General features: G+C 37.6%; 6 protein-coding genes and 1 pseudogene. 3 read left to right on the forward strand and 4 right to left on the reverse strand.

From position 1 onward, the window contains the following. From G322_RS24900 to G322_RS0116315, 3 genes are all read right to left on the reverse strand, one after another. Positions 1-176 (reverse strand): FeoC-like transcriptional regulator (locus G322_RS24900; RefSeq protein ID WP_169337496.1); only part of this gene is annotated, 176 nt, incomplete at its 3' end. A 215-nt stretch (positions 177-391) separates the two neighbouring features. Next, positions 392-2,668 carry a Fe(2+) transporter permease subunit FeoB gene (feoB, locus tag G322_RS0116310; RefSeq protein WP_022942787.1) on the reverse strand — a complete coding sequence of 759 codons (2,277 nt, stop codon included), beginning with the start codon at positions 2,666-2,668 and terminating at the stop codon, positions 392-394. Beyond that, positions 2,665-2,895, reverse strand: a complete 231-nt coding sequence (locus G322_RS0116315) for a FeoA family protein (RefSeq protein WP_022942788.1) — start codon at positions 2,893-2,895, stop codon at positions 2,665-2,667. The genes feoB and G322_RS0116315 overlap by 4 nt, the downstream gene beginning before the upstream one ends. A gap of 268 nt (positions 2,896-3,163) precedes the next feature. Between G322_RS0116315 and yciH the strand changes: the two genes are divergently transcribed. The 3 genes from yciH (at position 3,164) to G322_RS0116330 (ending at position 6,773) form a co-directional block, all read left to right on the forward strand. Next, complete coding sequence (yciH, locus tag G322_RS0116320; protein WP_022942789.1) at positions 3,164-3,490, forward strand: stress response translation initiation inhibitor YciH; 327 nt, start codon at positions 3,164-3,166, stop codon at positions 3,488-3,490. 13 nt (positions 3,491-3,503) lie between these two features. Further along, a complete protein-coding gene (locus G322_RS22455) occupies positions 3,504-5,591 on the forward strand; it encodes an AsmA family protein (RefSeq protein WP_022942790.1) in 2,088 nt (695 codons plus the stop codon). Positions 5,592-5,669: 78 nt separating this feature from the next. Next, positions 5,670-6,773, forward strand: a complete 1,104-nt coding sequence (locus G322_RS0116330; RefSeq protein ID WP_022942791.1) for a substrate-binding domain-containing protein — start codon at positions 5,670-5,672, stop codon at positions 6,771-6,773. A gap of 48 nt (positions 6,774-6,821) precedes the next feature. Here the strand turns inward: G322_RS0116330 and G322_RS23525 are convergent. After that, positions 6,822-6,953 (reverse strand): annotated as a pseudogene (locus tag G322_RS23525) (IS1595 family transposase); the annotation flags it as partial.

Here is a 6,953-nt window from a genome sequence, read left to right on the forward strand (position 1 = left end):
TGCAAAGGCAATTTATCACCACGCTGATGCACACTTTTATGCAATTTACCACACTGTAACAGTATCGACATCATTGGTGATAACCCCTCTTCGGTTAAACGAAAGTGTTGTAATAACACACTCTCTTCAATACGCCCTTGGCTTTTTACATAGTCAGTGATCGCTTGTAAAATCATTAATTTCCCCCTTATGAATCGTTACACAATAACTTGCGCTAAATTGTTTTCAAAAAGCCTGAAGGAATCGTTATAAAATAACTTGCTCTAAATTGTTTCTAAAAAACCTTAAATGATTGGTTATTTTGAAAACAAAAGAGCAATTAATTTTAAAGCCGATTCTAAATGACTGGTTATTTTGAAAACAAAAGCGCAAGTAATTTTGAAGCCGATCCTTAACTATTGCTCAGCGCTAAAACATTACCTTTACGTTTTAACAATAACAAAGTGGATAAAATAATAACCAGCGCCACTAACAAGTAGATTGAGCTGGTCATCGGTTTAACACTAAAAGTCGCAATTTGATAATAACCCACAGAGATAATGTAAGCGCAGAGAGTTGTCCAAACGGCAATAAATTTTGCCCACTGTCCACCCACTTCACGTACTATTGCCCCCATTGCAGCTGCACAAGGTGCATATAACAAAATAAATAACAAGTAAGCAAAAGCGGCTTCTGGTGTCACAAATGCTTTTTGAATGTTTTTATAGATACTTAAATCAACCCCTTGTTCATCAGCAGCAGCTTCAAGATCAACCACCTCGCCAACATCAAGACCTAACGGATCGCCCATATTGAGCCCCAATAAATTCTCAGGAATAGTTTTCACCGCTTCTGTGAGTTTATCTAGCAGTGACATCGCTTGCTCTTCTTCAGTTGATGGCGTGGAATAAAGATTATTCAATGTCCCTACCACCGCTTCTTTGGCAAACAAGCCGGTCACAATACCTACCGTTGCAGGCCAGTTATCCTCTTGAATACCCAAAGGTGATAATAGCGGTGTAATAATTTGTGCGCCTTTACTGAGTAACGATGCCTCACTGTCTTGATGACCAAAACTACCATCTAACCCGATAGAGTTAATTACATTTAACAGTGTTACCACCACTACAATGGTTTTACCCGCACCAAATACAAAACTTTTTAGTTTGTGCCACGTTTTAATAAAAGTATTTTTTAAGGTGGGCAATTCGTAATCAGGTAGTTCTAAAAACAAGCTTTCACTGCGTCCCGGTAGAATAGTACGACTTAGTACAAAACCTGTTAACACCGCCACGGCAATGCCAATCAGATATAAAAGAAAAACAATATTTTGTCCCTGTTCTGGAAAAAATGCACTGGCAAATAGCGCATAGACAGGTAAACGCGCACCACACGACATGAAGGGCGACATCACCACAGTGAGTAAACGTTCACGCTCTTTTTCAAGTGTTCGCGCAGCCATCACAGCAGGCACAGTACAACCAAAACCAACAATCATCGGTACAAATGATTTACCGGGTAACCCTAGCCATTGCATCGCTTTATCAATCACAAAAGCGGCACGCGCTAAATAACCCGAACTTTCTAACAAGGCTAAAAATAGATATAAGCAACCGATAACAGGAATGAAAGTCATGACGGTTTGGATGCCATTACCCATACCAAAAGCAAGTACGTTAATCACCCATTCAGGCGCGTAAATAGCTTCTAATAACTGCGCAAAACCATCTACAAAAATAGCGCCCGACGCAATATCAAAGAAATCAATAAAGGCACTACCAATATTGATAGAGAACATAAACATCAGGTACATCACAAACAAAAAGAAAGGAATACCGGTGTATTTATTTAAAGTGATAGCGTCTATTTTATCAGTGAGAGAGCGACCTAAATGTCCTTCTGTACGTACCGATTTTTGAGTTAACTGATAGATAAAGCTATAACGTGTATCCGCAATTTGCAGATCAATATCCACATTAATAGCGAACCTTAATTGATCCACTTTTTGTAACTGCTCAGCATCCATTAATTGACAGATAGACTCATCATTTTCTAATAACTTAACCGCTAAGCCACGATGCTGTAAATGTCCATCAACTCCCGAAAGTAAAGAGGTCATCCCCTCAAGTGCTGACTCTATATTTTTACCATAATCAAGACTTAGCACCGGTTTATTCGTTAACTCAGCGGAATAGTGCTGTAATTTTAATTTCAGTTTCTCAACAGATTTTTTATCATGGGCGGACAAACAAATAACCGGACAACCAAGTTGCTCTTCAAGTTGTTTTTCATCGATGACCAGTTTTTTCTTGGCTGCCACATCAATTTTATTTAGCACAGCAACGACGGGTAAACCCAACTCTTTGAGTTGCAAGGTTAAATATAAACTACGCTCTAAACAACTTGCATCAATGATATTAATAATAATATCGGGCGCATTTTGCATCACATAATCAAAAGCAACACGTTCATCCAGTGACGAACCTTGCGCATCATAATCAATATTATAGATACCCGGTAAATCAATTACCTGCACCTGTTGCTTATCTGCTAACGTAAAGTAACCTGTTTTTTTCTCAACAGTAACACCACTCCAGTTACCCACACGCTGATTTGTTCCTGTTAAGGCATTAAAAAGCGTGGTTTTTCCTGAATTAGGATTACCAATTGTAGCAATGGTTAAACTCATTTTACCACCTCAACTTGAATCTGTTTTGCTAAACTCTTACGCAAGGCAATAGAGCTATTGGCACAGCGAATGGCAAGTGGGTCACCCATTGGCGCGATGCGTAATAACTCAACATTCGCTTTAGGAAGAAACCCCATATTTAATAATTTCTTACGCATCACAGGCTCCATCGCCTGCATGTTAATAATTGATGCAGATTGGCCAACATTTAAATCTGACAGTCGCATTTATCTCTTCCCTTTCTTTAATCTAATTGCTAATCATTCTTATTATCATAGTAATCTGGAAAGTAGGGATATTCTATAATCTAGATCAAACTAACTGCATTATTGATATATACCCATGATACTTCGAGTATGCAAAGTCAGCATCTTGGAGTGACATGGGTATATAGCTATTATCATTAAACTCTTTAATTGATTTTACATCTTAAATGGCAAGCGCATTATAGAACTGCTAAGCTCATTTAACAGTTCAGTAACTAGGTAATAAATAATGGATTTTGGTAATTTAAACCTTGTCTACTCCACCGACGGTGGCAAAGTAGATAAACCTAAACAGAAAAAAGTTGCCCCTGATGGTGATGGCATTATCCGTCTACATCGTGAAACCAAAGGAAGAAAAGGCAAAGGGGTAATACTGATTAAAGGATTACAACTTGATGAGAAAGCACTCAAAGCATTAGCCAAAGAGCTTAAAAAACGCACGGGTACAGGCGGAGCAGTAAAAGATTTTGTTATTGAGATTCAGGGAGCGCAACGTGAACTTATCAAAACATTGTTAGAGAAAAAAGGCTACAACGTCAAATTGGCAGGCAGTTAAAAGGACTAACCAGATGAAACTCTTAATAAAATTATCCATCGCAATGCTGGCATTGTTATCATTGACCATTACACTGTTACTTATATTTATTGATCCCAACGATTATAAGGTTGAAATTCAAGATCAGGTTAAGCAAAGCATTAATCGTGATTTACATATTAAAGGCGACATTGGTTGGACATTTTTCCCGCAATTTGGTTTTAGTAGTGGTGAAATTGAACTGGATAATTTAGCGGGCTTTAACAAAAAACACTTAATTAAAATCAAACAAGTTTCCCTTGGAATTAATATTTTACCGCTATTAAAAGGTGAAATATCTATTGGTGAATTGACCATTGATGGTTTTGAGTTGACCTTGCTAACCGATAAAAAGGGGCTCTCTAATTTAGATAATATGGGCATAACACCAGAAAAAGAGAGCATCACAGCACCTACGAAAAAACAGACTCAAAAAAGCACAGAAGAAAAAACAACGTCCTTCTTTGATCTCAGTAAAACTCAACTGGCGGGTATTAATATCAACAATGCCATTATTGAGCTTGAAGACTTACAAACGGGTAGCTATCAGAAAATCAGTATCAATGAAGTTAAGTTCGGAGAATTCGCACTCGGCAAAGAGACTGAGCTTATTATCAATACAAAAGTGATCATTGATGACTTACAAGCAGAGTTCAAACTGCACGCTTTGTTACTAGTGAGTCAAGATCTCGCAACGATCAAACTGAACAAATTACAGTTAAACAGTTTATTAACCACGCCAGACCTGCCTAACGGCCAATTGAAAAGTCTGCTTAAAACTGATATCACCTACCTTGCAAATAGCCAACAAGTAACCATCAGCAATATTGATATCAACACCGTTATTACAGGTGATAACCTACCCAATAAAAAAATAGACACACAATTTACTGCCAATATAAATTATCAACTCAAAAGTAAAAAAGCTGAAATAAAGCAGCTAAAACTAAAGGTAGATAAAATTGAACTTGCAGGTAACGTTAGTGTACAAACCGCGAGCCTTATTAAGGTGCGCTATAAGTTAGAGGCCAATAAGTGGGATCTAACCCCTTATATGGCAAAAGAAAATCAGAGTGAAAAAACAGACAATAATACTGGCACTGCTACAAGTACAGAACCAGCAATAGAAACAGAGCCAGATCTGAGTTTTTTAAATGGCTTAGACATTGATGGTCACCTAAAAATTGCAGGGCTAAAAATTGATAACATTCAGATTGGTGAAATCAATAAACATCTGATTATCAACAAAGGTAAAGCACAACTTAAACCATTAACGGCGCAGCTCTACCAAGGTTTATTAACCATGAATGGGGAAGTGCGTGATAACAAAGGCAAAAATAACTACCAAATATCGACAAAATTAAAAGGCGTAGAGATTCATCAACTGCTTATTGATGCAGCAGAAATCGATCTTATCAGTGGTAATAGCAGTTTCAATTTCAGTGGCAAAGGGCAAGGTTTAAGCGCCACTAAAATCAAACAGGGCTTAGTGGGAAAAGGCAACTTCACACTATTAGATGGCGAACTGTATGGGGTTAATATTCCACAAGAGATACGTACTTTAAAAGCAAAATTTACGGGTAAAAAAGCGCCCACCAGCGATAGTATTAAAAAAACAGACTTTGCCTCGTTAACGGGTAATTTCTCTATTAATAAAGGATTGGTTAATAATCAAAAACTATTGATGTTATCGCCTGTAATGCGTCTTGATGGCTCAGGACTTGTACATATTTTAAAAGAGACACTCGATTACAAACTGAGCATCAGTCCACTCTCTAAAAGTAAAGCTGATACCCATTATATCGACCTTGGTGGCTTAACCATTCCACTGCTTATTAAAGGAAGCTTTAGCGATCCTAAATTCTCATTAGATACCGATAGTGCTTTAAAAGAGCAACTAAAAGCCAAAGCAAAAATATTACAAAAAGAGGCCAAAGCGAAGTTCCAAGCAGAACAACAACGCTTACAAGAAAAAATGGATAATGCGCTTAAAAAACACCAAGATAAACTCGATGCAGAAACACAAGAAAAGATAAAAAAAGAGACTGAACGCCTCACAGATAAACTTAAAAAGTTTTTTTAAGTTACCAGAAACGCCACCTTTTGATAATTAATAGACTAAACTGAAGTCGTTCTGCTAATTATCAAAAGGGTGAAACTCATGTTATTCAAAAAGATGTTGCTTCTCTTGTTATGTTGTTTTGCTAATATCAGCTCACTACAAGCGCATGGAACGGCGAGTTACTGGACTATTGATGAATATTTTCAGCTTAACCCAGCACAACAAAAACTCTCCCAACAGTTTAATGAAATAGTACAAAATGAAGCCGTTGCACTTAAACAAAAAAACCAACCTATTAAGATTTTTATTGTTTACCCTAGCAAGCAGATATCCGATTATTGGCGCAGAAGTATTCTCGCCTTTGAAGCGAGGCTAAAAGAGCTTAATATCAACTACCAAATACGTAGTCACCATACGAGTGTCGCACTCTCATTTACCCAGCAAAAACGCCTCTTGGCTCGCTCCAAAGAGTATAATCCCGACTACCTTATTTTTACTTTGAGTATCACAGAGCACCAAGGTCTCATTGAAACGATCATGCAGCAACAAAATGCACCGAAACTCATTTTACAAAATATCACCACACCACTTAAAGTATGGGCAGATAAACAACCCTTTTTCTATGTTGGTTTTGATCACATAAAAGGAACCCAATTACTTGCTAACTATTATCTAAAACTAATGGATAAAAAATCACATTATGCAATGATTTACTGGGCACCAGGTTATCTCAGTGAAGTAAGAGGGCATAGTTTTATTCACCTCCTAGAAAGTAATTCAGATTTTATTCTTTCTAGCGAACATTATACAGACGCAACACGAAGTAGTGCCTATCGTGCCACACAAAAAGCATTAGCAACTGACCATGAACTTGCATTTATCTACGCATGTTCCACAGATGTTGCACTGGGCGTTTCTCAAGCAGTTCGCGATGCGGGTTTAAAAGATACAATTAAAGTTAATGGTTGGGGCGGTGGAGCGAATGAGCTACAAGCCCTTAAAAAGGGGTTACTTGATGTTACAGTGATGCGCATGAATGACGATAATGGCGTAGCAATGGCAGAGGTAATAAAGCTTGATATCTCTGGTAAAGAACATCAAGTGCCACTTATCTACTCTGGTGAATTTGCCATTATTGATAATAATACCAGTGAGGAAGCCCTTACACGTTACAAAAAAAGAGCATTTCGTTATTCACATTAATACCACCAGCAAAGTATTAAAGTTAGGCTCTGTTGTAGAACACTGTTGTCACCCATAGGCAGCGACTAATATTTCTTGTTTATTGAGCTTCGCGTTGCTTTCCCTAAACCAAGCAAGATAATTCGATAAATACTTTGTTGCTACGCCTTTCATTTTTCCGTTAACCCAACCCTTAAAATG

This window comes from Psychromonas hadalis ATCC BAA-638 (assembly GCF_000420245.1).
Lineage (GTDB): Bacteria > Pseudomonadota > Gammaproteobacteria > Enterobacterales > Psychromonadaceae > Psychromonas > Psychromonas hadalis.